The 23,944-nt window shown below is 72.5% G+C and carries 20 protein-coding genes and 1 riboswitch; of the genes, 7 read left to right on the top strand and 13 right to left on the bottom strand.

Translation table 11 applies throughout. The features are described from left to right. Window positions 1-139: 139 nt before the first annotated feature. The 3 genes from bioD to bioB are packed head-to-tail and all read right to left on the bottom strand — an operon-like array spanning window position 140 to window position 3,406. On the bottom strand, window positions 140-856 hold the full coding sequence (bioD, locus tag E4099_RS10115) for a dethiobiotin synthase (protein ID WP_135338637.1): 717 nt from the start codon (window positions 854-856) through the stop codon (window positions 140-142). A 32-nt stretch (window positions 857-888) separates the two neighbouring features. After that, window positions 889-2,193 carry an adenosylmethionine--8-amino-7-oxononanoate transaminase gene (locus tag E4099_RS10110; protein ID WP_135338636.1) on the bottom strand — a complete coding sequence of 435 codons (1,305 nt, stop codon included), beginning with the start codon at window positions 2,191-2,193 and terminating at the stop codon, window positions 889-891. Next, window positions 2,186-3,406, bottom strand: coding sequence for a biotin synthase BioB (gene bioB / locus E4099_RS10105; protein ID WP_135338635.1), 1,221 nt, complete (start codon window positions 3,404-3,406; stop codon window positions 2,186-2,188). Before bioB ends, E4099_RS10110 begins: the two co-directional genes overlap by 8 nt. 176 nt (window positions 3,407-3,582) lie before the next feature. On the opposite strand from bioB, the gene E4099_RS10100 reads away from it, so the two are divergent. Beyond that, window positions 3,583-4,752, top strand: a complete 1,170-nt coding sequence (locus E4099_RS10100) for an 8-amino-7-oxononanoate synthase (RefSeq protein ID WP_135338634.1) — start codon at window positions 3,583-3,585, stop codon at window positions 4,750-4,752. 178 nt (window positions 4,753-4,930) lie between these two features. Next, complete coding sequence (locus tag E4099_RS10095) at window positions 4,931-5,359, top strand: ATP-binding protein (RefSeq protein WP_135338633.1); 429 nt, start codon at window positions 4,931-4,933, stop codon at window positions 5,357-5,359. Between the two features lie 56 nt (window positions 5,360-5,415). Here E4099_RS10095 and E4099_RS10090 read toward each other — a convergent pair whose 3' ends face one another. After that, window positions 5,416-5,883, bottom strand: a complete 468-nt coding sequence (locus E4099_RS10090) for a C40 family peptidase (RefSeq protein WP_135338632.1) — start codon at window positions 5,881-5,883, stop codon at window positions 5,416-5,418. 3 nt (window positions 5,884-5,886) lie between these two features. Further along, a riboswitch (cyclic di-AMP (ydaO/yuaA leader) is annotated at window positions 5,887-6,047 on the bottom strand. A gap of 386 nt (window positions 6,048-6,433) precedes the next feature. Further along, entirely contained in the window at window positions 6,434-7,384 is a 951-nt protein-coding gene (locus E4099_RS10085; RefSeq protein WP_135338631.1) for a M28 family metallopeptidase, read from the bottom strand. 1,412 nt (window positions 7,385-8,796) lie between these two features. Here E4099_RS10085 and E4099_RS10080 point away from each other — a divergent pair. Then, window positions 8,797-10,074, top strand: coding sequence for a phosphatidylserine decarboxylase (locus E4099_RS10080; protein WP_245244730.1), 1,278 nt, complete (start codon window positions 8,797-8,799; stop codon window positions 10,072-10,074). Window positions 10,075-10,686: 612 nt separating this feature from the next. Here the strand turns inward: E4099_RS10080 and E4099_RS10070 are convergent. Continuing rightward, window positions 10,687-11,712: an ABC transporter permease gene (locus tag E4099_RS10070; protein WP_245244729.1), complete on the bottom strand. Its 1,026-nt coding sequence runs from the start codon at window positions 11,710-11,712 to the stop codon at window positions 10,687-10,689. 693 nt (window positions 11,713-12,405) lie between these two features. Between E4099_RS10070 and E4099_RS10065 the strand changes: the two genes are divergently transcribed. The 3 genes from E4099_RS10065 (at window position 12,406) to E4099_RS10055 (ending at window position 15,427) form a co-directional block, all read left to right on the top strand. Continuing rightward, entirely contained in the window at window positions 12,406-13,977 is a 1,572-nt protein-coding gene (locus E4099_RS10065) for an alpha/beta hydrolase (protein WP_135338638.1), read from the top strand. Window positions 13,978-14,166: 189 nt separating this feature from the next. Beyond that, window positions 14,167-14,820 carry a ClpP family protease gene (locus tag E4099_RS10060; RefSeq protein WP_135338630.1) on the top strand — a complete coding sequence of 218 codons (654 nt, stop codon included), beginning with the start codon at window positions 14,167-14,169 and terminating at the stop codon, window positions 14,818-14,820. A gap of 1 nt (window position 14,821) precedes the next feature. Beyond that, on the top strand, window positions 14,822-15,427 hold the full coding sequence (locus E4099_RS10055) for a ClpP family protease (RefSeq protein WP_135338629.1): 606 nt from the start codon (window positions 14,822-14,824) through the stop codon (window positions 15,425-15,427). Window positions 15,428-15,485: 58 nt separating this feature from the next. Here E4099_RS10055 and E4099_RS10050 read toward each other — a convergent pair whose 3' ends face one another. The 7 genes from E4099_RS10050 to E4099_RS10025 all read right to left on the bottom strand — a co-directional run bounded on the left by E4099_RS10050 (window position 15,486) and on the right by E4099_RS10025 (window position 23,480). Continuing rightward, complete coding sequence (locus tag E4099_RS10050; protein WP_135338628.1) at window positions 15,486-15,980, bottom strand: helix-turn-helix domain-containing protein; 495 nt, start codon at window positions 15,978-15,980, stop codon at window positions 15,486-15,488. A gap of 122 nt (window positions 15,981-16,102) precedes the next feature. Next, on the bottom strand, window positions 16,103-18,532 hold the full coding sequence (locus E4099_RS10045) for a glycoside hydrolase family 65 protein (RefSeq protein WP_135338627.1): 2,430 nt from the start codon (window positions 18,530-18,532) through the stop codon (window positions 16,103-16,105). Window positions 18,533-18,890: 358 nt separating this feature from the next. After that, window positions 18,891-19,046, bottom strand: coding sequence for a hypothetical protein (locus E4099_RS32910; protein WP_167828333.1), 156 nt, complete (start codon window positions 19,044-19,046; stop codon window positions 18,891-18,893). Window positions 19,047-19,147: 101 nt separating this feature from the next. Then, entirely contained in the window at window positions 19,148-20,101 is a 954-nt protein-coding gene (locus E4099_RS10040) for a cytochrome c oxidase assembly protein (RefSeq protein ID WP_135338626.1), read from the bottom strand. A 156-nt stretch (window positions 20,102-20,257) separates the two neighbouring features. Continuing rightward, on the bottom strand, window positions 20,258-21,283 hold the full coding sequence (locus E4099_RS10035) for a 6-phosphofructokinase (RefSeq protein WP_135338625.1): 1,026 nt from the start codon (window positions 21,281-21,283) through the stop codon (window positions 20,258-20,260). A gap of 188 nt (window positions 21,284-21,471) precedes the next feature. Beyond that, window positions 21,472-22,200: a type 1 glutamine amidotransferase gene (locus tag E4099_RS10030; RefSeq protein ID WP_135338624.1), complete on the bottom strand. Its 729-nt coding sequence runs from the start codon at window positions 22,198-22,200 to the stop codon at window positions 21,472-21,474. A gap of 41 nt (window positions 22,201-22,241) precedes the next feature. Continuing rightward, window positions 22,242-23,480: a MurT ligase domain-containing protein gene (locus E4099_RS10025; RefSeq protein WP_135338623.1), complete on the bottom strand. Its 1,239-nt coding sequence runs from the start codon at window positions 23,478-23,480 to the stop codon at window positions 22,242-22,244. Between the two features lie 200 nt (window positions 23,481-23,680). Here E4099_RS10025 and E4099_RS10020 point away from each other — a divergent pair. Continuing rightward, window positions 23,681-23,944 (top strand): peptide deformylase (locus E4099_RS10020; protein WP_209446574.1); only part of this gene is annotated, 264 nt, incomplete at its 3' end.

Below are 23,944 nucleotides of genomic sequence, written 5' to 3'. Positions count from 1 at the left end.
GGGGTGCGGTCCGTTCGTCGCTTCCGCGTGGTCCGGCGCGTCCTGCCGACAGCCGCAGGGGTGGTGCGGTGCGTCGTTCGGTGCGGAGGGGGCCGGCCGGCGCCCGGTGGGGCGCCGGCCGGTGGGACGGGGGCCTCGATCAGGCCGGGAAGCGGGCGGCGAAGGCCGCCGCGTCCCAGGTGCCGCCCAGCGCCGGCGCCAGCCAGCGCGGCGCGGTGGCGCGGAACTCCTCCGGCGGCAGCGCGCTCGCCTGGTCCGGCACCGCGCCCAGCAGCGGCGCGCCCGCGTCCTTGGGGAGGTCGGACAGATTGCAGCGGACCGCCAGGTCCGGCACGGCAGGCCAGCGGCCGATGACCACCCCGGGGCACACCAGGCCGCGGGCCCGCAGCGCCTCCGCGGTCAACCGGGTGGTGTTGAGGGTGCCGAGCCCGGGCTGGGTGACCACCAGCACCGGCGCCCCCAGCAGGCGTGCCGCGTCGGCGAGGGTGTTGCCCTCCTCGTCGTACCGTACGAGCAGCCCGCCGGCGCCCTCCACCAGCACCAGGTCGTGCTCGGCGGCCAACCGCTCCGCCTCGGCCGCCACCTCCTTCGGGCCCACCGGGGCCAGCCCGGCGCGCCGCGCGGCCACATCGGGGGCCAACGGCTCCGGATAGCGGGCCAGTTCGGCGCCGGTCACCGGACCGGCGAGCCGGGCGACCTCCGCGGCGTCGCCGGGCTCCCCGGCCGCCACCCCGGTCTGCGCGGGCTTGAGCACGGCCACCGACCGGCCCGCGGCCAGCGCGGTGGCGGCCAGCGCCGCGGTCACCACCGTCTTGCCGATCTCGGTGTTGGTCCCGGTGACCACGAGCACCGACATGTCTCGTCTCCTGCCTCTCTCCACCGGCCCGGTCAGCCGACCCGGGCCGCGGCGCGCACCGCCGAGCAGATCCGCGCCAGATCCTCGTCACTCGTCACGAACGGCGGCATGGTGTACAGCAGTTCGCCGAACGGCCGCAGCCAGACGCCCTCCCGGACCGCGGCGCGGGTCGCCGCGGCCATGTCCACCGGGTGGTCCAGCTGCACCACGCCGATGGCCCCCAGCACCCGCACCCCGCGCACTCCCGGCAGTCCGGCGGCCGGCGCCAGCCCGTCCCGCAGCCCGGCCTCGATCCGCTTGACCTCCTGCCGCCAGTCCTGCGACAGCAGCAGGTCGATGGAGGCGCAGGCGACGGCGGTGGCCAGCGGGTTGCCCATGAACGTGGGACCGTGGGCGAGCACCGGCACCTCCCCGGTGGAGATGCCCCTGGCCACCTCGGTGGTGCACAAGGCGGCGCCCAGCGTCAGATAGCCGCCGGTCAGCGCCTTGCCCACGCACATCACATCCGGGGAGACCCCGGCGTGCTCGGCGGCGAAGAGGGTGCCGGTGCGGCCGAAGCCGGTGGCGATCTCGTCGAAGACCAGCAGCAGCTCGTACTCGTCGCACAGCTCCCGCAGCACCCGCAGATAGCCGGGGGAGTGGAAGCGCATCCCGCCCGCGTTCTGCACCACCGGCTCCACGATCACCGCGGCCACCTCGTGGGCATGGCGCTCGACCACCTCGCGCAGATGCGCCACATAGGCGGGGTCCGGCTCGGCGTCGTAGCCGGCCGGCGGCGCGTCCGCGAACACCTGCCGGGGCAGCGAGCCCGACCACAGCTGGTGCATTCCGCCGTCCGGGTCGCACACCGACATCGGCTGCCAGGTGTCCCCGTGGTAGCCGCCGCGCCAGGTCAGCAGCCGATGCTTGGCCGGCCTGCCCACCGAACGCCAGTACTGCTTGCACATCTTCACGGCGACCTCGACGGACACCGAACCGGAGTCCGCCAGGAAGACGTGCCGCAGCGGCTCCGGGGTGATCTCCACCAGCCGGGCGGCGAGCCGGACGGCGGGCTCGTGGGTGAGCCCGCCGAACATCACATGGCTCATCCGGTCCAGCTGGCCGCGCGCGGCCTCGTTGAGTACCGGATGGTTGTAGCCGTGCAGCGCCGACCACCAGGACGACATGCCGTCGATCAGCTCGGTCCGCCCCTCGGCGGGTGCGCCGAGCCGCAGCCGCACCCCTGAGGCGGACTCCACCAGCAGCGGCTCCTGGCGGCCGGGCATCGGGCCGTACGGATGCCAGACGTGCTCCCGGTCCAGGTCCAGCAGCTCGCGCGCGGTCAGCGGCTCAGGCATTGGGCGGCAGCTCCGTGCCGGCGCCCCGGCGGCGCACCGCCACCAGATCGGTCCGCGCCGCGTCGGCGACCGGCGCCTGCCGCGGGGCGGAGGCCTCCGCGGCGGGTTCGGCACCGCACACCCCGGCTCCGGCACCCTCCCCGCCGCACGGCCCGCAGCCGCCGTCGCCGTGGCCGCCGCAGCCGGCCCCGGCCGCGGCGTCGGCGGCCACCCGGTGCGCGGGCAGCGTGGTGGTGTCGGCGCCCTCGACCTCGAAACCCGCGTCGGCGATCATCGCCAGATCGTCCTTGCCGGCCTGGCCCTCGCTGGTCAGGTAGTCGCCCAGGAAGATCGAGTTGGCCAGGTGCAGGGCCAGTGGCTGCAGGGTCCGCAGATGGATCTCCCGCCCGCCGGCCAGCCGGACCTCCACATCCGGGCAGACGAACCGCACCATGGCCAGGATGCGCAGGCAGCGCTGCGGGGTCAGGTTCCACTTCTTGGCGAGCGGGGTGCCCTCGAAGGGGATGAGGAAGTTGACCGGCACCGAGTCGGGGTCCAGCTCGCGCAGCGAGAAGACCACGTCCACCAGGTCCTCGTCGCTCTCGCCCATGCCCGCGATCAGCCCGGAGCAGGCCGACATGCCGGCCGCCTGGGCCTGCTGCACGGTCTCCACCCGGTCCGCGTAGGTGTGGGTGCTGGTGATCTCCCCGTAGGTGGCCTCGGAGGTGTTGAGGTTGTGGTTGTAGGCGTCGGCGCCCGCGTCCTTGAGCCGGCCGGCCTGGCCGTCGGAGAGCAGCCCCAGGCAGGCGCAGACCTCGACGCCCTCGTTCTGCTCCTTGATCGCCGCGATGGTCCGCGAGACCCGGTCCACGTCCCGGTCCGTCGGGCCCCGGCCGCTGGCCACCAGGCACACCCGCTTCGCGCCCCCGGCGACCCCCGCGCGCGCCGCGGCCGCCGCCTCGTCGGGCTTCAGCCAGGTGTACTTCAGGATCCCGGCCTCGGAGCCGAGCCGCTGCGAACAGTACGAGCAGTCCTCAGGACACAGCCCCGACTTCAGGTTGACCAGATAGTTCAGCTTCACCCGCCGCCCGAACCAGGCGCGGCGCACCTTTCCGGCCGCGGCCACCACGTCCAGTAGTTCCTCGTCGGACGTCGCCAGCACGGCGAGCGCCTCTTCACGGGTCGGCGACTCGCGCCGCAGCCCCTTCTCCACCAGGGTGTTCAGCAGGTCCATGGCGCTGATCCTGTCCTACGGCGGCACCTGCGGGAAAGGCGAGATCGCACAACACGGAGGGTTATAGGTGTGTGTATTGCCACACCCTGAGCACGCCGCCGGGGGGTTACGTTCTAGCCGTTGCAGACCAAGGGGGCCCGCGGGCCCATCGGTGAGACGCGGACGAAGGACGGCCCATGCCCCCACAGCGCCCGGACGGCCCGTTCGACTGGATCGACGCCCAGCGCGCCCGGCGCCGCCGCGCCGGTCTGGTCCGCGAGCTGCGCCCGCGGCCCGCCGACTCCCCGCTGCTCGACCTGGCCTGCAACGACTACCTGGGACTGGCCCACCACCCGGAGGTCACCGCCGCCGCCGCGGAGGCCGCCGCCCGCTGGGGCGCCGGCTCCACCGGCTCCCGGCTGGTCACCGGCAGCACCGAACTCCACGCCGAACTGGAGGCGGAACTCGCCGACTTCTGCGGCTTCGAGGCGGCCCTGGTGTTCTCCTCCGGCTACACCGCCAACCTCGCGGCGGTCACCGCGCTCACCGGACAGGGGGCGCTGGTGGTCTCGGACGCGGGCAACCACGCCTCGCTCATCGACGGCTGCCGGCTCTCCCGCGCCGAGGTCGAGGTGGTGGCGCATGCCGAACCGGAGGCGGTGGCCAAGGTGCTGGACGGACACCGCGGCCGGGCCCTGGCGGTCACCGACTCGGTGTTCTCCGTGGACGGCGACGCCGCCCCGCTGGCCCGGCTGGCCGAGGCCTGCCGGGCCCATGGCGCCGGGCTGCTCATCGACGATGCCCACGGCCTGGGGGTGCTGGGTGCCGCCGGCCGCGGCGCCCCGCACGCCGCGGGCCTGGCCGGCGCCCCGGACGTGGTGGCCACCGCGACCCTGTCCAAGGCGCTGGGCAGCCAGGGCGGCGTCGTACTCGGCCCGGCCAAGGTGGTCGAGCACCTGGTCAACACGGCCCGTACCTTCATCTTCGACACCGGTCTGAACCCCGCCGCGGCCGGTGCGGCCCTGGCCGCGCTGCGACTGCTGCGCCGCGAACCGGACCGTGCCGCACGGGCGCGCGCGGTGGCCGACGCGCTGTACCGGGGGCTGACGGATGCCGGGCTGAGCGCGGTGCGCCCCGACGCCTCGGTGGTCTCCGTACGGGCCCCCTCACCGGAGGCGGCGGTGCGCTGGGCCGCCGACTGCCGGGCGGCCGGGGTGCTGGTCGGCTGCTTCCGCCCGCCGTCCGTGCCGGACGGCATCTCCCGGCTGCGGCTGACCGCCCGGGCCGATCTGACGGACGAGCAGGTCGCGGAGGCGCTCGCGGTGGTGCGGCGGACCGCGCCGGTGGCGGAAAACGGCCGTCCGTAGCAGTGTTCACTGCTTCGGGCGACAGCGCTCCCGGTATCTCGGCGGATCGCCCACCCTCCCGGTGACATCGGTGGCACGCTGACGCCAAGCAGCCGTCCGGGACCGACGGCACATCCGATCCGCCCGCAGCAGGCCCCCAGTCGGAGACCGGTCCCGGTGGAAAGGGAACAGGGTCGCCATGGCAGACCATCAGGAAGCCTCCGTGACGCTGCCGAGCGCGCCGGACTCGGTCGCCAGGGCGCGCGGCCATGTGATGGAACTGCTCACCGGATGGGGGCTGCCGGCCGAGGCGGAGGCGGCCGACGCCATCCGGCTGATCGTCTCCGAGCTGGCGACCAACGCCGTGCTGCACACCTGCGACCAGTCACCCACCTTCACCGTGCTGGTCCGGCTCGACCGCGACGAGGAGTTGCGGATCGGGGTCACCGACAGCGATCCGCGCCTGCCCAAGCGGCTGCCCGCCGCGGTGCAGCAGGACAACGGCCGGGGCCTGGTGATCATCCGCTCGCTCGCGGCCGAGTCCGGCGGCAGGCTGTTCGTCACCCCGGTCCCGGAGGGCGGCAAGACGGTGTGGACCACCCTGCCCTGGCGCACCTCGATGCCCTGAGGGCTGTGCGACGCCGCGAAGGTTCATCGGACGTCCTCCGCGGCGGGCGGAGGCGCTCAGCGCACCCGGCCGTACCACACCCCGCGCGACCAGATGCGCTCCAGGCGAACCACCGAACCGGTCTTGGGAGCGTGCCAGATGCGGCCGTGCCCCGCGTAGATGCCCACGTGGTAGACGTGTCCGCCGTAGTGGAAGAAGACCAGGTCACCGCGGCGCCGGGCGGACGGCGAGATGTGCCGGGTGTGGCGGTACTGCTGGGCCGCCGTGCGCGGCAGCCGCTTTCCGGCCCGTTTGAACGAGTAGAGGGTGAGCCCCGAGCAGTCGAAGCGGCGCGGCCCGATCGCCCCGTACTGGTACGGGGCCCCTCTCTTGGACGCCGCGATCCGCAGGGCGTGCAGGGGGACGGCGGCCTGGGCCTCGCCGGGCAGGGCGGGCACCAGCAGGGCGCCGATCGCGGCGGCGGTGAGCAGCGAGGCGGTGCCGATCCGGGTGTGCCGGGTGGCGGTTCCTGTGCGCGCGGTCATGCGCACTCCTTCGTCAGCCGCCTGTGAAGGGAGTCCTGTCGGGTTCGGGCAGGCGAAGAATGCCCGGCCGCCGCGGCGGCTTCACCCCAAAGGGGCCGTCGATGGTCGCTCGGCCCCGCACTGCTGGGTCCTCCACTCCCGCCGTCCGTCGGCTCTCCGAGACCCGGTGCGGCGGCGGGACTCGGCGTCCGACCGGGCCGCCCCGCCGAGGCGGCGGGGGCTTCGTCCCAGGGATCGTCACGCACCGGCCTGGGGATTCCGAGCCGAAACGACGGTATGTGACATTCGTCACATATGGGCTGTTTGGGTGGTGAAGTGATGGTTCGTCGGCCGACTCGGGACGGCCGAGGCCGCCGGGACCTGCGAAGAGGCGGCGGCAACGGCGCGCCGGACGCCGGCGATCCGCAAGTCGGGAGCCGATCCGCTCACGCGTTCTGCTGGGCCGATCAGATGACCACGATCGGCGGATGGCGCGGTGCGGGCTGACGCACCGCGGTCCGGACACCTGGGGTGGGTGTCCGGGCCGCGGCTCGCGAGGGCTGGCGCTGTGTCAGGAACTCAGCTGCCAGAGCGCGTAGGCGATGGCGTCGGTGTTGCGGTCCAGCGCCGTGTCGTCGATGTTCTCGACGGTGTCGCAGGAGCGGTGGTAGCAGGCGTCGAAGGCCTGCCCCGCGGTGCCGCCCCAGTTCCCGGCCTGCTCCTCGGTCTTGATGTAGTCGGCGCCGGAGAACAGCCCGCCGACCGGCACTCCCCGGTCCTTGAAGGGGGCGTGGTCGGAGCGGCCGTCGCCCTCGGTCTCCGGCTCGGTGGCGATGTCCTTGGCGGCGAACCAGTCGGTGAACACCTTCTCCAGCCGGGGGTCGTCGTCGTAGACGAAGTACCCCGGGTTGGGCGAACCGACCATGTCGAAGTTCAGATAGGAGTCGATCTTCGACACCTCGTCGTCGTCGAGGCCGTCGACGTAGTGCGAGGAGCCGACCATGCCGTCCTCCTCGTCGCCCCACCAGGCGAAGCGCAGGTGCTTGGTGGGCTTGAGGTCGGAATCGGCGACGGCGAGGGCGACCTCCAGGATGCTCGCGGAGCCGGATCCGTTGTCGTTGATGCCGGGCCCGGCCTCCACCGAGTCCAGGTGCGAGCCGGCCATCACGACCTGGTCGGCGCTGCCGCCCGGCCAGTCCGCGATCAGGTTGTAGCCGGTGGCCCCGCCGCGCTCGAACTCCTGGACGGAGGTGGTGAACCCGGCCGCGTCCAACTTGGCCTTGATGTAGTCGATGGACGCCTGGTAGCCGGGTTGGCCGTGTGCCCGGTTGCCGCCGTTCTCGTCGGCGATCGACTGAAGCCGGGTCAGGTCTGCCTTGACCGCCGCGACGTCGATATCGGGTGCGGTCGGAGCGGCGGGATCGGCTTCGGCGCCCGCCGCGCCGGTGAGGAGGGCGCCGGCAAGGGCGGCGCAGGTGCCGGCCGCGATCGCGGCACGGCGCCATGGTGCGGTGATGGACATGCTGGCTCCGTTACTGATGTGGGGGGTTGGTGCGGAGCATGGTGCGGGCACGAGCATTTACGGTTTGTCAGCTCATAGTCAAGAGCGGTTGGCGGACGGCCGGTTCCGATGACCGGAGTGAGGCGGGGTCGCGCGGTGGTCCACGGGTGCCGCGGTGAGGGGCGAGCGGGCGGAAAAGGCCGGGTGCGGGGTCCTGCCGGTGTTGCTCCAGGACTGAGCGCCAAGGGCTTTGGCCAACCGCGCCGCCCTGTGTGCACCCGGTGGCCGATGCCTCGGTGGAGCGGCCGTCATCGGCGCCGTCGCACCCACTTGCCACCCGTTTGGCAGGCGGTCCGGCAGCGGGACGCAGGGAATGCTGCAGAAGACCACCAGCGACGGGAGAGAGCCGCATGGCGTGCGAAAACCGCGAATCCGTCCACTCCAGTGGCGTGGCGCGCGGAGGGTCACCCAGGGAGCGCGGTGCTCCTGTCCGGGGGAGAGGCGGACGTGCGGAGACTCGGGGAGAGGACCGACCGCGGACTCCGGGGCGGCGGAGCCGCGCTCTGTGACGCAACCGGCGGTCCCGGCGCCTTCGGAAGGTCGACCATGGGGCGAACCATCCTCCTCGTGAGTGGTGCGGCGATTGCCGTCGGGTTGCCGAGGCGGCTGCCGGGGCTGGTCATTCGGGTGCGCCGGCGTGTGCTCACGGCCGTCGACGGCGACGAGAGCCTCACGATCCCGGACGACGTGTCCAGGCATCCGGGCTGCGCGAGGTCTACGCGCACCCCCACGCGTCCGGGCGCGGAGCGGGAACGACCCTGTCCGACCTGGTCCGGTACTCCTTCCGGCCCGGAGCCCACGTTCTCCAGGAGTTGCCGCCCTGCGGCCCGCCGCACGAGGAACTCGCCCACTGCACCCGCGACATCCTCGCGACTCCCAGGCACGACCTCGGCGCGATTGCCCGCCGGTGTGCCCGCCGCGTACTGGACGAGATGGCCCGGCCCTGCCCGGCCCGGCACTTCGCGAGCGTCGCCATGCGCGCGCTCGGCGCCGAGATCCTGGCACGGTTCGCGCTGTGCTCCAGCGCCGGCCGCAGTCGCTCCCTGTCCTACCGCGGTCCGTGCGTCCTGCGGCCGCGAACGCCCGCCGGCCCGCGCCCGACCGCCGCCCTCGCGTGGGTGCGGGTGCGCGACGACCGGGAGAACGTCACTCGCAGCCTCACCCAACTCGTCATCGGCTGCCCACATCGTCGCCGACGCCCGCAACCGGACACCGCACCGGCGACGGCACGAAGCCGCCGACACCTGACGGCTGCGGTCGACTCTCGTCGACGGGCCTTCCGGACGGCTGGTGGTCGCGGGTGAACCGAGCAACGCCGGGCGTGTTCGCGTAGCAGCACCAAGGGACTCCCTCGTACGGAAGGAAGCGGGAACGTGGGCCGGAAGGGCGATGCCTACTCGAAGGACATCACGGAGTTCATCGACAACGTGGTGAAGCGGTACAACGACCCGCAAAGCGACTTCAGGGCCACGTTCGAAGCGGCGATCGCGGGGGTGAAGCCGCGTCCGGAGGGCGTGGCGGACGCCGTCTGGAAGGACTGGAAAGGCGCGGGAATCAAGGACCTGTGCGACTTCTTCGTGGAGTGGTACGACCGGGGGATGATCCACGGCGTCTACGAAGGACTGGACTACATCGAGAAGTTCGGCTGGATCGGCTACCTGAACGACCCGGGCCTGACCTTCATGACCGGCGGCGCGGGGCGCGAAATGTTCACCGACTTCACGAATCTGCAGGGCATGCAGATGGACGACCCGAAGTCGCGGAGCCTCGTCCGGCAGTGGATCGACGAACTCGGGCCGAAGAGGATGGCCGACTACCGAGAAGGGGACTGGTCCACCTTCAACAAGTTCTTCATCCGGGAACTGGCGCCCGGCGCCCGGCCGATCGACGGCAGGCTCGACCCCGGTGTGGTGGTGGCCCCGACCGACTGCGTCATCAGGATGATCGTCGACGAGCTGACCGAGGACACGCCGATCCCGGTCAAGATGGTGGCCATGAATGTCCGGCAACTGCTGGACGGTTCGGAATTCGCCGAGTGCTTTACCCGGGGGAAACCATCGAACCCAGGCGGCGGTACCGCGGTGTCCTGTGTCCTGATGCCCGACAGCTACCACCGGTACCACGCGCCGGTGGGCGGACAGGTGGTGGAGGCCCGCGACGACATCGGCGGTGTCGACGATGAGGGGAACGACCATTCCGGTCCGCTCGACAACGGAAACGACGGCCGAGGACGACGCCCCCACCGCGTGTACCCCGATTTTCGGCGCGGCTACGTCATCATCAAGACGCCGTACGTGAATCACCGGGCGGAACCGGACGGCGAGGGCTACGTCGGTCTGGTGGCTCTCGGTCTCGAGTCGATCAGCTCCGTGAGGTTCCTCGACAAGTTCCGGAAGGTCACCCGGGAGGCACCGGTCGAGGTGCGGAAGGGCGAGGAGATCGGCTTCTTCCAGTACGGCGGGTCGCTGAACATCCTGCTCTTCGAGAAGGGGAGATTCCCGGCCCTGCAACTGCTCATGGGGCAACGCATCGGTGTCCTGGAGGAACCCCGGCGATCGAGGGCCCTGTTCGAGAACACCCGCCGCGCCCGGACCTTGCGCGCGCGACCGGTCTCGGACGCCGATGCCGAGGCCGGATCGGGGGATGGCTGACCGATGGGAACCGTCCGTCGGTGTGGGCTGCGGCTGCCGCGGTTCTGCGGACACGCACGTCAGGAACGAGAGGATCCTCGGCGGGATACGCGCGGTGCCACGGAGCCGGCGCCTGCGGCGGATCGCGTGGCTCGCGCCAGGACGGGTACAGGCTGGAGCCGCCGTCGGGCAGCGGGATGGGCGGCAGGGCCTCGAAGCCGTGGCGCAGCACCAGGTTCCGGCCGCGGGTGGTGGACTCGACGTAGGCGCCGGTGCCGTACCGGTCGGCGAGGTCGAGGACGTGGCGCGGGGTGGCGGTTCCCAGTCCACGGCTCCGCAGGTGCGGTCGGACCGCGCTGAACACCAGGTGGTAGTACGGGCGTCCGGACGGCCGGTGGTCGGCGAGGGCGCGCCTCATGGTCAGCGGCCGGTCGATGTCCGGGCCCAGGAGGGCGCGCAGTACCGAGGGGTCGGGTCCGCCGGTGGTGGACCCGGGCGGGGCGAAGATCGTTAGGCGGACAGGTCGTCGGTCACCAGCAGGCCACCTTTGGGCATGGCGACCTCAAACCGGCGGGAGCCCGGTGCCATCCGCCACTACCGCGGACGGCACCGGGCCGGCCTTCGGGCCGGGGGCTACGCCACCGAGCCCGCCGGGGCGAGGTCGCGGTCCGAGGCGGGCGCCGCCGTCTCGGCGCGGTCGGCGCGCAGGCCGCCGAGCACCACCCCGAGCAGGCCGAGGACGACCCAGACGCCCAGGGTCAGCGCCGGTCCGCCGCCGCCGTTGCCGTCGAAGAAGGCCACCGAGCGCACCAGCGAGGCGCCGGCGCCCGGCGGCAGCAACTGGCCGATCAGCCCCGCCGGTTCCGGCAGCAGCTGCGGGGCGGAGGTCACGGCGGAGAACGGGTTGCCGATCAGCATGATCAGCATCGCCATCAGCCCGATGCCCGGCTGGCCGATCACCGCGGCGAGGCCGGCGACCGCCGAGCCGATCGCCAGCGCGACCAGCCCAAGAGTGCCGGCCTCGGCCCACCAGTTGCCGGTGAGGGCGTCCAGCCAGCTGCCGGCGATGGCGGTTCCGGCCGCGCCGACCAGGGCCGCCGCGCCGACCAGCGCGCCCACGGCACGGGTGCCGCGCAGCTGAAGCAGGGTCACCAGCGCGCCCGCGGCGATGCCGGCGATGGCCAGCGGCAGCATGCTTCCGCTGAGCGCGGCGCCGCGCGGGTCGGCGCTCGGCGCGGGAACCACGTCCTCGGTGGGCACGACGGTGCCCTGGGGGGCCTGCTGGGCCGCGACGGTGGTGAGCATCTGGGCGACCATCGGCCCGGCGGCGCTCGCGGTGAGCAGCTTGGGGCCCTGCGGGGTGGCCACCACGGCGCCGTACACCTCGTGGTCCTTGATGGCCTCCTTGGCGGCGGCCTCGTCGGCGTACCGGTGGATGTCGAAGGCGCCCTCGCGCTCCTCCAGCGAGGTCTGGAGCCGGGCGGTGGCGGCCGGCGGGCCGGCGACGCCGAGCGGCAGGTCGCGGGGGGCCAGCCGGGCGCCGGTCCAGCCGGCGGCCCACAGGGCGACGGCCGCCACCAGCGGCGCGAGGAGGATGACCGCGAGCATCCGCCGCGACATGGGCAGCCGGGTGACCGGGGATGCGGTGGCATCGGGCATTTGACGCCCTCCAGCAAAGAGAGTGACTGTTCGTTTTAGCCGGGCCTACTATCCGACCGCCATGGACCGTTGTCAAGAAGGAACGTTCGTTTTAGCCATTCCGCGGCGCCGCCCACCACCGCAGCACGCGTCCACCTCCTCCGCCGGGCGCGCCCACCACGATCGCGGTTGGCCGGTCGCGATCCGATCGCCCTGGATCGAGGCCGCCGGCCCCGCGCCCCGCCTCCTTCCCTCGCACGCCGGACAGGCCGTCAACGGGTCCGGGCGGTACGGGCCGGAGAGGGGCCAGGTACGCTCGCCTCCCAGCTCGCCGTGCGCCGCGCCGGCCGTCCGCCGTCGGACCAGGGGGGCGCGGCCCCCGGGGAACCGGCCGGGATGGGGGAGTGGTGGGGCAACCGCCCCTGGTGGAACCGGTGTTCGAAGAGCGGCCCATCGTGCCCTCACCGCACGGCGGGACCGCGGTGGCCACCGGCCCGGTCGGCCCGGGGCCTGCCGGCCACCGCCACCGCCGGTCATCCGCGGCGCCTGCGCAGAATGTTCGACGATGCCGCCGACCTCACGGATTGGTAAAGAAACTCCCGTTTGACCTGTACCAATGGGTGAACGAGGCGCGAGGATCCTCCTGCCACTGTGATCACCGCCGCCGCAAGCGGCGAACCAAGCAGGGGAGTTACCTACGTGAGACGTAAAGCAATGGCCGGCGCCGCGGGTGGCGTCGTCACCGGCGTGCTGATAGCCGGGGCGCTGGCCGCGCCCTCGGCCAGCGCCGGGCAGGCCGTGCCCGGCGGCGCCGCCGAGGCCCGTGGCGTGAAGATCGCCGCGGACCGCGCCGCCGAGGCGGGCATCGACTGGCAGGACTGCCCTGCCGACTGGGGCTTGGCAAAGCCCATCCAGTGTGGCTACGTGAGCGTTCCGCTCGACTACGCGAAGCCGAACGGCCGCCAGATCAAGATCGCGGTCGACCGCGCCACCAGCACCGGCACTCCGGAGGAGCGCCAGGGTGCCCTGGTGTACAACCCGGGCGGCCCCGGTGGTTCGGGCATGCGCTTCCCGACCCGGGTCACGAATAAGAACCCGCTGTGGACCAAGACGTCGAAGGCGTACGACTTCGTCGGCTTCGACCCGCGCGGTGTCGGTCACTCGACCCCGATCTCCTGCGTCGACCCGCAGGAGTACGCCAAGGGCCCGAAGCTCGACCCGGTGCCCGACAGCGAGGCCGACAAGCGAGTCCAGCGGAAGATCGCCAAGGACTACGCCCTGGGCTGCAAGCAGCGCAGCGGCTGGATGCTGCCGCACATGACGACCCCCAACACCGTGCGCGACATCGACGTGATCCGTGCCGCCCTCGGTGAGAAGAAGCTCAACTACCTGGGCGTGTCGTACGGTACGTACATCGGCGGTGTCTACGCGACGCTCTTCCCGACGCACGTGCGCCGGATGATCGTCGACAGCGTCGTCAACCCGGCGCAGGAGAAGATCTGGTACCAGGCCAACCTGGACCAGGACGTCGCCTTCGAGATGCGCTGGAACGACTGGAAGGCGTGGGTCGCCAAGAACGACGCCGTCTACCACATCGGGGACACCCCCGAGAAGGTCCAGAAGCAGTGGGAGACCCTGCGCGCCACCGCCAAGGCGAAGCCGATCGGCGGCGTCGTGGGCCCCGCGGAGCTGCTCGGCTTCTTCCAGAGCGCGCCGTACTACGACTCGGCCTGGACCTCGGTCGCCGCGGCGTGGAGCGCCTACCTGGCCGGTGACGACAAGCCGCTGATCGAGAACGCCGCCACCGACATGTCGGACACGGCGGGCAACATCGCCTCGGAGAACAGCAACGCCGTGTACACCGCGGTGGAGTGCGCCGACTCCCAGTGGCCGACCAGCTGGAGCAAGTGGGACCGGGACAACACCAAGCTCCACAAGGACTACCCGTTCCTGACCTGGTCCAACGCCTGGATGAACCTGCCGTGCGCCACCTGGCACGCGCCGCAGCAGACTCCGGTGAAGGTGGGCGCCGACAAGGGCCTGTCGCCGGTGCTGATCGTGCAGAGCACCCGTGACGCCGCCACCCCGTACGAGGGCGCCGTCGAGCTGCACAAGCGCCTCAAGGGCTCGCGCCTGATCACCGAGAAGGACGCGGGTTCGCACGGTGTCACCGGCCTGGTGAACTCGTGCATCAACGACCGGGTGGACGCCTACCTGCTCAACGGCACGGTGGACGCCAAGGATGTGACGTGCGCTCCGCACGCCACCCCGCAGCCCAAGAAGTGACGCGGTAACCACCGCGCCCGACGCCGCGCCCCGCTCCGTCTCCCGGAGTGGGGCGCGGTGGCGTCCGGGGGATCCCCTCTGCCCGCAGCGAATCTGCCACGGGCCGAGCGGGCCCCCCGGCCGGCCTGCCGGCGGTGAGAGTGGAGGGGACGCGGCGACGGCCGCGCCCGCCACTTCCCAGGAGGACCGATGGCACCATCGCTCACCGGTTGGAACCCGGCCCTGAACCCCCGCGCCGAGGACGGCTCCACGCCCGCCTCCCGCTTCGACGACCACCTGTCCGCCCAGTTGCTGACCCAGCGGATCGTCTTCCTGGGCACCCAGGTGGACGAGGTCTCGGCGAACCGGGTCTGCGCACAGCTGCTCCTGCTCTCGGCGGAGGACCCGCGCACCGACATCAGCCTCTACATCAACAGCCCCGGCGGCTCGGTGTCGGCGGGACTGGCGATCTACGACACCATGCGGCTGATCCCCAACGACGTCTCCACGCTCGCGATGGGCTTCGCCGCCAGCATGGGCCAGTTCCTGCTCACGGTCGGCGCGGCCGGGAAGCGCTACGCGCTGCCGAACGCGCGGATCATGATGCACCAGCCCTCGGCCGGCATCGGCGGCACCGCCGCCGACATCGCCATCCAGGCCGAGAACCTCCAGTACACCAAGGAGGCCATCGAGCGGATCACCGCCGAGCACACCGGCCAGACCAGGGAGACCATCTCCCGCGACGGCGACCGCGACCGGTGGTTCACGGCCGAACAGGCCAAGGAGTACGGCATGGTGGACAGCGTCCTGGAGTCACTGGAGGACGTCCGCCCGGCGGGCCCCAAGCGGCGGATCGGACTCTGACATGAGCCAGTACACGATTCCGACCGTCGTCGAGCGCACCTCGCAGGGCGAGCGGGCGTACGACATCTACAGCCGACTGCTGTCCGAGCGGATCATCTTCCTCGGCACCGAGATCGACGACGGCGTCGCCAATGTCGTCATCGCCCAGCTGCTGCACCTCGAATCCGCCGGTCCGGAGAGCGAGATCGCGATCTACATCAACTCGCCGGGCGGCTCGTACACCTCGCTGATGGCCATCTACGACACCATGACCTTCGTCAACGCCCCCATCTCCACCTTCTGCGTGGGCCAGGCGGCCTCCACCGCGGCGGTGCTGCTGGCGGGCGGGGACCCCGGGCGGCGGTTCATCCTGGAGCACGCCCGGGTGCTGCTGGGGCAGCCGGCCAGCGGCGGCCGGCAGGGCACCGTCTCCGACCTCAGCCTCCAGGCCAAGGAGATCCTGCGGATCCGCTCCCAGGTCGAGGAGGTGCTGTCCCGGCACACTCCCCACGATGTCGCCACCCTCCGCGCCGACATGGACCGCGACAAGGTGTTCACCGCGGCCGAGGCGGTCGCCTACGGCCTCGCCGACCAGGTGCTCAGCAAGCGGCGCGGGTCGTTCTTCTGAGGCGCCGACAGGGCTCGGCGGGAGCCGGTGCGCTTCCGCCGAGCCCTGACCGCGACCCTCAGGCCGCCAGCAGCAGGCCCTGGTGCCCGGTCGGCCGCGCCGCCGCGCGGTGGGCGCTGAGCGACCCGGTCGGGGTGACCGGCTCGCCCTCCGCGCCGGCCGCCGACCGCCCGGAACCGGTCTCGCGGCGGGCCGGTCCGGAGGCCGGCGCGGCCTGCTCGACATGGGCCCGGCGCCGTCCGCCGAACCGGGCCAGCTCCCCCTGGGCCAGGGCGAGCAGATCCGCCAGCCCCAACCCGAGGGCCCGCGCGGCGGCGGCCAGCACCTCCGAGGACGCCTCCTTGCGGCCGCGCTCCAGCTCGGAGAGGTAGGGCATGGAGATCCGGGCCGCCTCGGCCACCTCCTTCAGGGTGCGCTCCTGGGCGAGGCGCTCGCGACGCAGCGCGTCACCCAGGACGTGCCGCCACAGCGGCTCCTTGGGAGCGGGGGGCGGCGCCGCGGTGGCCGGGCGCAGCGGGATGACACGGGCTTGGTCGGTCGTGTGGCTGCTCACCAGCCCAGCGTAGAAGCCCGGGACACCGCCGGCCCGGTCGCGGCGTTCCGCTCTGCGCGAATCCGCGCCCCGCGGCCGTCATCAGACGGCCCGTCACCTCATGGTCGGGCGCCGGCCGTTCCTCACCGGCCGACCGGCACCGCCGGCGGGGCGTCCGGCAGCCGCAGCCGTCGGGAGTCGCCGGGCACGATCGTCACCACATGGTCGTCGAGCATCACCCGCACCGGTTCCAGGTCCGAGTCGGAGACGCTGATCCGCGCCTCCGCGCAGCGCATCTGCACCCGCACCCCCCAGTTGTCCCGGTAGCGCAGGTTGAAGCCGTACGTCGACAACTGCGGCAGCGGCACCGGATCCAGCCAGATCGCGTCCGCCCGGGTCTCCAGACCGGTCAGCCCGCGCTGCACCAGGTCCAGGGTGCCGGCCATGGCGCCCAGGTGGATGCCCTCGGCGGTGGTCCCGCCCTGCACATCGGCCACATCGCCGAGCAGCGCCTCCTGGCAGTACTGCCAGGCCTCCGCGGGCCGCACCCGGGCCAGCACCCAGCCGTGCACCAGCCCGCTCAGGGTGGAGCCGTGGCTGGTGCGCCGCAGGTAGTACTCGACGGTGGCCCGCCAGGTGTCGTCGTCCAGCCGATAGCCCAGCCGCTCGAAGAGCCCGGCCAGCTCGGCGGGGGAGAAGAGGTACCCGAGCATCAGGGCGTCCGCCTGCTTGGACGCCTGATAGCGGTTGACCGTGTCGCCCTCGAACTCCAGGATCCGGTCCAGCCGCCGGATGTCGCCATAGCGCGCCCGGTAGTCCGCCCAGTCCAGCTCGGCCAGCTCGCCGTACCCATCGAACTGGCTGATCACCCCCCGGTGGAAGGGCACCCGCAGCCGGTGCGCCACATCCGCCCACCGGGCCAGCTCGGAGCCGTCCAGGGTGAGCCGCTCGAACAGCTCGCCGCGGCGGCGCTCGGGCAGCTCCTCGACGAGCGCCAGCGCCCGCTCCAGCACCCAGGCCGCGGTCACATTGGTGTACGCGTTGTCGTCCAGGCCCGGCGAGGCGGCCCCCGGGTACGCGTCGTGGTACTCGTCCGGGCCCACCACCCCGCGGATCCGGTACCGCTCCAGGTCCGGGTCCCACACCACCGCGGACGCCCAGTACCGGGCGACCTGCAACAGCATCTCGGCGCCCTTGGTGTGGAGGAAGCCGGTGTCCCCGCTGGCCTGGCCGTACTGCCACACGTTGTACGCCACCGCCGAGCCGACGTGGTGCTGCAACCGGGAGTGGTCCGGCAGCCACCGGCCCGAACGCGGATTCAGATGCAGCGTCTGGGTCTCCTCCCGGCCGTCGCTGCCGCTCTGCCACGGAAACCTGGCCCCGGCCAGTCCCTCCTCGGCGGCGGCCCGGCATGCCTCGCCCAGACGCCGGTGCCGGTAGGTAAGCAGCGCCCGGGACACCTCCGGGAAGTGCAGGTTCAGATAGGGCAGTACGAACAGCTCGTCCCAGAACACATGGCCCCGGTAGGCCTCCCCGTGCAACCCCCGGGCCGGCACGCCGACATCCAGCTCCGCGGTGTGCGGCGACAGCGTCTGCAGGACGTGGAACAGGTGCAGCCGCAGGATCCGGCCGGCCTCGCCCGGCACCTCCAGCTGCGCCCGGCGCCAGATCTGCTCCCAGGCGATCTGGTGGCCGGCCCGCAGCCCGGCGAAACCGGGGGCGCGGGCCACCCGGTCCAGGGCGGCCCGCAGCGGCGCACCGATCGCCGGGTCCCGCGAGGTGTGCAGCGCCACCGTCTTCTCCACGGTGACCGGCGTGCCCGGGGAGATCGGCAGCGTCAGCCGCCAGTCGGCGGTCTCCCCGGTCAGCTCGGGATCCGATTCCAGCGGAGGCCCCGGGCCACCGCTGCTGCGGGTGCGCGCGGCCAGGGCGATGGCCAGGTCGGAATCGGTGGTGCGGCAGGCCAGCCACACCGTGCCGGGGGCCTGGCTGCCGGTGCGCAGATGGGTCAGGTGGCGGCCCTCCAGCTCCCGGTAGCGGGCCACCCCCGCGTTCCGCACCCGCCCGTCGAGACCGGAGACGACCTCCAGCGCACCCGACCAGCCGTGGGTGCGGAAGGTGGTGCGCAGCGCCGCCAGGTGGGGATCGCCCATGTGCACCAGGCGGCACTCCTCGACCTCCAGCCCGTGCCCCAGGCCGTCGTCGTAGCGGGTGCACCGGGTCAAGGTGCCCTGCCGCAGGTCCAGCACCTGGCGGTGGGCCCGCAGCTCCGGGGCGTCCGGTGACAGCCAGTGGCCGGGCGGGGCGTCCTCGGGGCACGCCCGGTAGCGCAGGGGCAGCCAGTTCGGCAGGTTGACCAGGTCCTCGTTCTCCACCCGGTGCCCGGCCACCTGGGAGGTCACCCGGTTGTAGCAGCCCGCGGCGTAGGTACCCGGGTAGTGGACGGCGTCCGCGTCCGACTCGGCGGCGGCGCCCCGGGTGGCGAAGTAGCCGTTGCCCAGGGTGCACAAGGTCTCCCGCAGCCGCTCCGTGGAGGGCTCGTAGTCCTCGTACTCCCAGGTCCAGTCCGGCATCGCCCACCTCCAGGACGGGGTTCCCCCTACAGTGTGGCCGCAGCCGGTGATGATCGCCGGGAGCCGGGAGCCGGGAGCCGGGAGCCGGGAGCCGGGAGCCGGGAGCCGGGAGCCGGGAGCCGGGAGCCGGGAGCCGGGAGCCGGGAGCCGGGAGCCGGGAGCCGGGAGCCGGGAGCCGGGAGCCGGGCCCGGACCGGTGCGCGCCCGGCCGCCCGGCGGACCGCGGGAAACGAGGAGCCCGGACCGGGCATGCCGTGGGAGCCGAAGAGCCCGGACCGGGCATGCCGTGGGAAACGGAGAGCCCGGACCGGGTGGCTGCCCGGTCCGGGCTCTTGGTACGGGGGCGGCGGCCGGACGGTCAGGCCCGGGCCGCGACCACCCCCACGGTCAGCAGGCCCAGCACCGACCAGCCGAACCACAGCCAGCCGTTGCTGCCCAGCGTCACGGTGTAGGCGGTCACCAGGACCAGGCCCACCGTCGTGCAGATCGCCATCGCCTTCGCGGATCCGGCCATCCCGCAACCTCCTCAACGAGGTCCCGGCGGCGCCCCGCCCGGACCACGGCCTCGGGGGACCATCGTCCCCCGGCGGCGGGCCCGGCCGCTAGCGTCCGGCGTCAGTGGCTGCGTGCCTGGAGGGAGGCGAGGTAGGCGTTGTACGCCTCCAGCTCGCGGTCGCCGTTCCGGTCCGCCACCCGGTCCTTGCGGCGCGCCTGGCGCTGCTCGGAGCGGTACCACTGGTACACCAGCGCCAGCAGGACGACCACCGAGGGGATCTCGCTGAAGGCCCAGGCGATGCCGCCGGCCGCGTTCTGGTCGGTGAGGGCGTCGATGCCCAGCGAGGGCGCCGGGTTCTTGTAGGCGTCGACCATGGGCTCGGAGGCCATCATCAGCGCGATGCCGAAGAAGGCGTGGAAGGGCATGCCGGCGAACAGCTCCAGCATCCGCATCACGTAGCCGGGCCGGTGCGGGCCGGGGTCCACGCCCATGATGGGCCAGAAGAACACCAGGCCGACCGCGAGGAAGTGCACCATCATCGCGATGTGCCCGACCTTGCTGCCCATCAGGAAGTCGAAGAGCGGGGTGAAGTAGAGCGCGTACAGGCTCGCGATGAACATCGGAATGGTGAAGACGGGGTGGGTGATCACCCGCATGTAGCGGCTGTGCAGCAGGGCCACCAGCAGCTCGCGCGGGCCCGTGCGGCCCCGCCCGGCGGCCGGCAGCGCGCGCAGCGTCAGCGTCACCGGGGCGCCCAGCAGGATCAGGATCGGCGAGAGCATGCTGATCACCATGTGCTGCACCATGTGCACGCTGAACATGACCATGCCGTAGTCATTGAGCTTGGTGCACATCACCAGCGCCACGGTGAGCACACCCGTCACGAAGGCGACCACCCGGCCCACTGGCCAGCTGTCCCCCCGCCGCCGCAGCCGGATCACGCCCCAGCAGTACAGCACCACCGCCAGGGTGCAGCTGATCAGGAAGAACGTGTCGCCACCGAACTCCAGTCCCCGGGCGAGGGTGAAGGGCGGAAGATCCATCGTCATCCCGTGGTGTCCGCCGTGGTCCATCCGCTCTCCCTGCCCTGCTGTTCTACCGGCCTACCGGCTCTGACGGGTCCGCGCACACCGCATCGATGCGCGGTTTGCACCGAAGCGCCCCACCAGACTAGAACCGCCCCCGCCCGGACTCTCGGGCGGGGGCGGTTCCGTGGGCCGGGTGTCGGCTCACAGGACGCACTCGGCCTCGGTGTACCGCTCGGTGGGCACCGTCTTCAGCCGCTCGACGGCCTCGGCCAGCGGCACCAGGGTGATGTCGGTGCCGCGCAGTGCCGTCATCATGCCGAAGGCGCCGCGGTGCGCGGCCTCCACCGCGTGCCAGCCGAAGCGGGTGGCCAGCACCCGGTCGTAGGCGGTGGGTGTGCCGCCGCGCTGCACATGGCCCAGGATCACCGGCCGGGCCTCCTTGTCCAGCCGCCGCTCCAGCTCCACCGAGAGCTGCCGGGCGATGCCCGCGAAACGCTCGTGGCCGTAGACATCGGTGCCGCCGGTGTCGAACTCCATGCTGCCGGCCTGCGGTTTGGCGCCCTCCGCGGCGACCACGATGGCGAACTTCTTGCCCGCCTCGAAGCGCTGCCGCACCACCTCGGTGAGCTCGTCCACGTCGAACGGCCGCTCGGGCACCACGATGGCGTGCGCGCCCGCCGCCATGCCCGAGTGCAGCGCGATCCAGCCGGTGTGCCGGCCCATGACCTCCACGATCAGCACCCGCTGGTGGGACTCGGCGGTGGTCTTGAGCCGGTCCAGGGCCTCGGTGGCCACTCCGACGGCGGTGTCGAAGCCGAAGGTCACGTCGGTGGAGGCGATGTCGTTGTCGATGGTCTTCGGGACGCCGACGATCGGCAGCCCGGCGTCCGACAGCAGCCGGGCCGCCTTCAGGGTGCCCTCGCCGCCTATCGGGATGACGGCGTCCAGACCGAGCTCGGCGACATGGCCCCTGGCTCGCTCCACGCCGTCCCGCAGGTGCGCGGGCTGCACCCGCGAGGAGCCCAGGATGGTGCCGCCCAGGGCCAGGATGCCGCCGACGGCGTCCAGGTCCAGCTTGCGGTAGTCGCAGTCCAGCAGGCCCTTCCAGCCATCGTGGAAGCCGATGACCTCATCACCGTGATCGACGACGGCGCGGTGGACGACGGACCTGATGACGGCGTTGAGACCGGGGCAGTCACCGCCGGATGTGAGCACACCAATACGCATTTGTCCGAGATACCTCTGCAACTCGACCGGACGGTCCCGGACCCCGTCGTCCGGTCGGATCGCCGCCACCCTATCGGTGCCGGGGGCGTTCGGTGCGGTGATGTCCGGTATACGGGCACCCATCCAGCGCACAGGGGCGGTACGGGCCGGGGGAAGCCGGCCCGTACCGCCCCTGTGGGCGTGGTGGCTCAGGTGGACTGCGTGGCCGCCGCGATCCGCTCCGCGCGCAGCGCCTCGTACCATTGGTCGTTGACCGGCGGCAGCGCGTTCACGTCGAGGGCCAGCTTCAGCAGCAGGTCCGCGATCATCGGGTTGCGGGCCAGCACCGGGCCGTGCATGTAGGTGCCGAAGACGGTGTCGTTGTAGGCGCCCTCGAAGCCGTCGCCGGTGCCGTTGCCGTTGCCGAAGCGGACCTTGGCGAACGGGCGGGCGGTGGGGCCCAGGTGGGTGACGCCCTGGTGGTTCTCGAAACCGGTCAGCGGCGGCAGGCCCAGCCGCTCGTCGATGTCGGCCAGCACGTCGCCCACGCACCGGGCACCCTCGCCGCGGGTGCTCACCACGTCCAGCAGCCCCAGGCCCGGCTCGCGCTGACCCAGGTCGTTGATGAACTCATGGCCCAGGATCTGGTAGCCGGCGCAGACCGAGAACACGATGGCGCCGTTGGCCACCGCGCGGTTCAGCCCGCCGTCCCGGCGCAGCCGCTCGGCCGCCAGCCGCTGCGGCCGGTCCTCGCCGCCGCCGATCAGGTAGATGTCGCCGGAGGTGGGGATCTGCTGGTCGGAGCGGACGTCCAGCCGGGAGACGTCCAGGCCGCGCTGGCGCGCCCGGCGCTCCACGACCAGGGTGTTGCCCTGGTCTCCGTAGGTGCTCAGCAGGTCGGGGTAGACCCACACCAGGCGCAGACTGTTCTGGCTCATGCTCGAAAATCCTTCTCGTTGCCTCGCGGGCCGTGGTGGGGTCAGTTGCCGACGCGGCGGCGCAGGTCCTGGAACGCGGTGTAGTTGGCGATGGTCTCGATACGGCCCGGCGGGCACACCTGCAGCGCCTCGTCCAGGCTCTCGCACACCCGGAACTCCAGGCCGGCGACCTCCAGCCGGACCGCCAGGTCCAGCTTGCGGTCCCCGAGCACGCAGATCGGGTGGCCGGCGAGCCGGGTGTAGTCCACGTCCCACAGCCAGGAGGTGTCGGTGCCGTCCGCGCCGCGGGCGTTCACCGAGAGGAGCACCGGGGCGGGCGGGCCGTCGATCAGGGAGAAGGTCTCCAGCCAGCCGGCCGGGTTCTTGGCCAGCAGCAGCCGCAGCTCGCGGTTCTGGTAGGTCACCACGTCGTACCGGCCGGCCACCGCCTGCACCTGGTACATCCGCTCCAGCGCCACCTGCGGCGGCACCCCGAAGACGGCGGCGACGGCGGCCGAGGTGGCCGCGTTCGCCTTGTTGGCGCGCCCGGGCAGCTGGAGGTGGATCGGCCAGGCCGAACCGTGCGGGTCCAGGACGTAGTCGCCGTTGAGCACCCAGCTCGGGGAGGGGCGGCGGAAGCCGCACTCGCCGCAGCCCCAGTCGTCGCCCTGGCGCTGCAGCACGCCGCCGCAGGACGGGCAGGACCAGGCGTCTTCCTTCCACTCCTGGCCGGCGGCGACCCAGACCACGTTGGCGCACGCGGACGCGGCCCAGACGATCAGCGGGTCGTCCGCGTTGGCCACCACCACGGCCTTGGTGCCGTTCAGGCCCTCGCGCCACTTCTCGGCGAGCATCCGGGTCTCCCCGGCGCGGTCGAGCTGGTCGCGGGAGAGGTTGAGCAGGGCGATGCACTTGGGGTCGGTGTCCCGGGCCACCCCCGCCAGGTACTTCTCGTCCACCTCGATGACCCCGTACCGGGCGTCACCGCCGCCGGAGAGGGCGGAGGTGATGCCGGCGGGCATGTTGGCGCCCAGCGCGTTGGAGACAACCGGCCCGGCGGCCCGCAGCGCCTCGGCGATCAGCCGGGTGGTGGTCGTCTTGCCGTTGGTGGCGGAGACGAGGGTCACCTCGAGGTGCTGCGCCAGCGCGCCCAGCAGGTCGGGGTCGACCCTGAGTGCCACCTTGCCACCGATCACCGAGCCGCTGCCACGGCCCGCGGCCTTCGATACCGCGGCCGCTGCCTTGCCCGCCGTCACGGCCAGCTTGGCCCGTGCCGAGAGCGGCTCCGAGTTGCCTGCCATCGTCCTAGATCCTCCTTGCGTCCGGCGCCGCGCCTGCCCCCTGGGCCGCCGGTGGATACGCCCCCGCCGCGCCCAATCGTCAGCCGGGAGGCATCGGTCGTGGATCAGCCTATCGAGATCCGGCCGCCGACCCGAATTTCTCCCCCGCCCCACCAGGTGCGGAAGGCTTCCGCCAGGTGGGTGACCGTACTCTTGCGCCCATGCGAAACAGTGCGATTCCCGGCAGCTCGGGTGCCGTCCGTCCGATGCGGCTGCTCGGTGACGAGGGTCTGCGGTCCGCCTGCGCGGAGGTGACGGAGTTCGACGGGACGCTGGCCGCACTGGTCGAGGACCTGTACGCCACCATGTACGCGGCGCGCGGGGTGGGGCTGGCCGCCAACCAGATCGGGGTGGGGCTGCGGGTGTTCGTCTACGACTGCCCCGACGACGACGATGTCCGCCATCTGGGACACGTGGTCAATCCC

Origin of the sequence: Streptomyces palmae, from assembly GCF_004684805.1 — a bacterium.
Lineage (GTDB): Bacteria > Actinomycetota > Actinomycetes > Streptomycetales > Streptomycetaceae > Streptomyces > Streptomyces palmae.
Note: the sequence above shows the minus strand (reverse complement) of the source record. Positions and strands in the feature narration are given on the sequence as shown.

Excerpts from the sequence above, each read along its gene's own strand:
- E4099_RS10035 (WP_135338625.1), bottom strand. The coding sequence starts at position 21,283 with ATGCGTATTGGTGTGCTCACATCCGGCGGTGACTGCCCCGGTCTCAAC.
- E4099_RS10070 (WP_245244729.1), bottom strand. The coding sequence starts at position 11,712 with ATGCCCGATGCCACCGCATCCCCGGTCACCCGGCTGCCCATGTCGCGG.
- E4099_RS10060 (WP_135338630.1), top strand. The coding sequence starts at position 14,167 with ATGGCACCATCGCTCACCGGTTGGAACCCGGCCCTGAACCCCCGCGCC.
- E4099_RS10065 (WP_135338638.1), top strand. The coding sequence starts at position 12,406 with ATGGCCGGCGCCGCGGGTGGCGTCGTCACCGGCGTGCTGATAGCCGGG.
- bioD (WP_135338637.1), bottom strand. The coding sequence starts at position 856 with ATGTCGGTGCTCGTGGTCACCGGGACCAACACCGAGATCGGCAAGACG.
- E4099_RS10090 (WP_135338632.1), bottom strand. The coding sequence starts at position 5,883 with ATGACCGCGCGCACAGGAACCGCCACCCGGCACACCCGGATCGGCACC.
- E4099_RS10025 (WP_135338623.1), bottom strand. The coding sequence starts at position 23,480 with ATGGCAGGCAACTCGGAGCCGCTCTCGGCACGGGCCAAGCTGGCCGTG.
- E4099_RS10085 (WP_135338631.1), bottom strand. The coding sequence starts at position 7,384 with ATGTCCATCACCGCACCATGGCGCCGTGCCGCGATCGCGGCCGGCACC.
- E4099_RS10045 (WP_135338627.1), bottom strand. The coding sequence starts at position 18,532 with ATGCCGGACTGGACCTGGGAGTACGAGGACTACGAGCCCTCCACGGAG.
- E4099_RS10055 (WP_135338629.1), top strand. The coding sequence starts at position 14,822 with ATGAGCCAGTACACGATTCCGACCGTCGTCGAGCGCACCTCGCAGGGC.
- bioB (WP_135338635.1), bottom strand. The coding sequence starts at position 3,406 with ATGGACCTGCTGAACACCCTGGTGGAGAAGGGGCTGCGGCGCGAGTCG.
- E4099_RS10030 (WP_135338624.1), bottom strand. The coding sequence starts at position 22,200 with ATGAGCCAGAACAGTCTGCGCCTGGTGTGGGTCTACCCCGACCTGCTG.
- E4099_RS10040 (WP_135338626.1), bottom strand. The coding sequence starts at position 20,101 with ATGGACCACGGCGGACACCACGGGATGACGATGGATCTTCCGCCCTTC.
- E4099_RS10100 (WP_135338634.1), top strand. The coding sequence starts at position 3,583 with ATGCCCCCACAGCGCCCGGACGGCCCGTTCGACTGGATCGACGCCCAG.
- E4099_RS10095 (WP_135338633.1), top strand. The coding sequence starts at position 4,931 with ATGGCAGACCATCAGGAAGCCTCCGTGACGCTGCCGAGCGCGCCGGAC.
- E4099_RS10110 (WP_135338636.1), bottom strand. The coding sequence starts at position 2,193 with ATGCCTGAGCCGCTGACCGCGCGCGAGCTGCTGGACCTGGACCGGGAG.
- E4099_RS32910 (WP_167828333.1), bottom strand. The coding sequence starts at position 19,046 with ATGGCCGGATCCGCGAAGGCGATGGCGATCTGCACGACGGTGGGCCTG.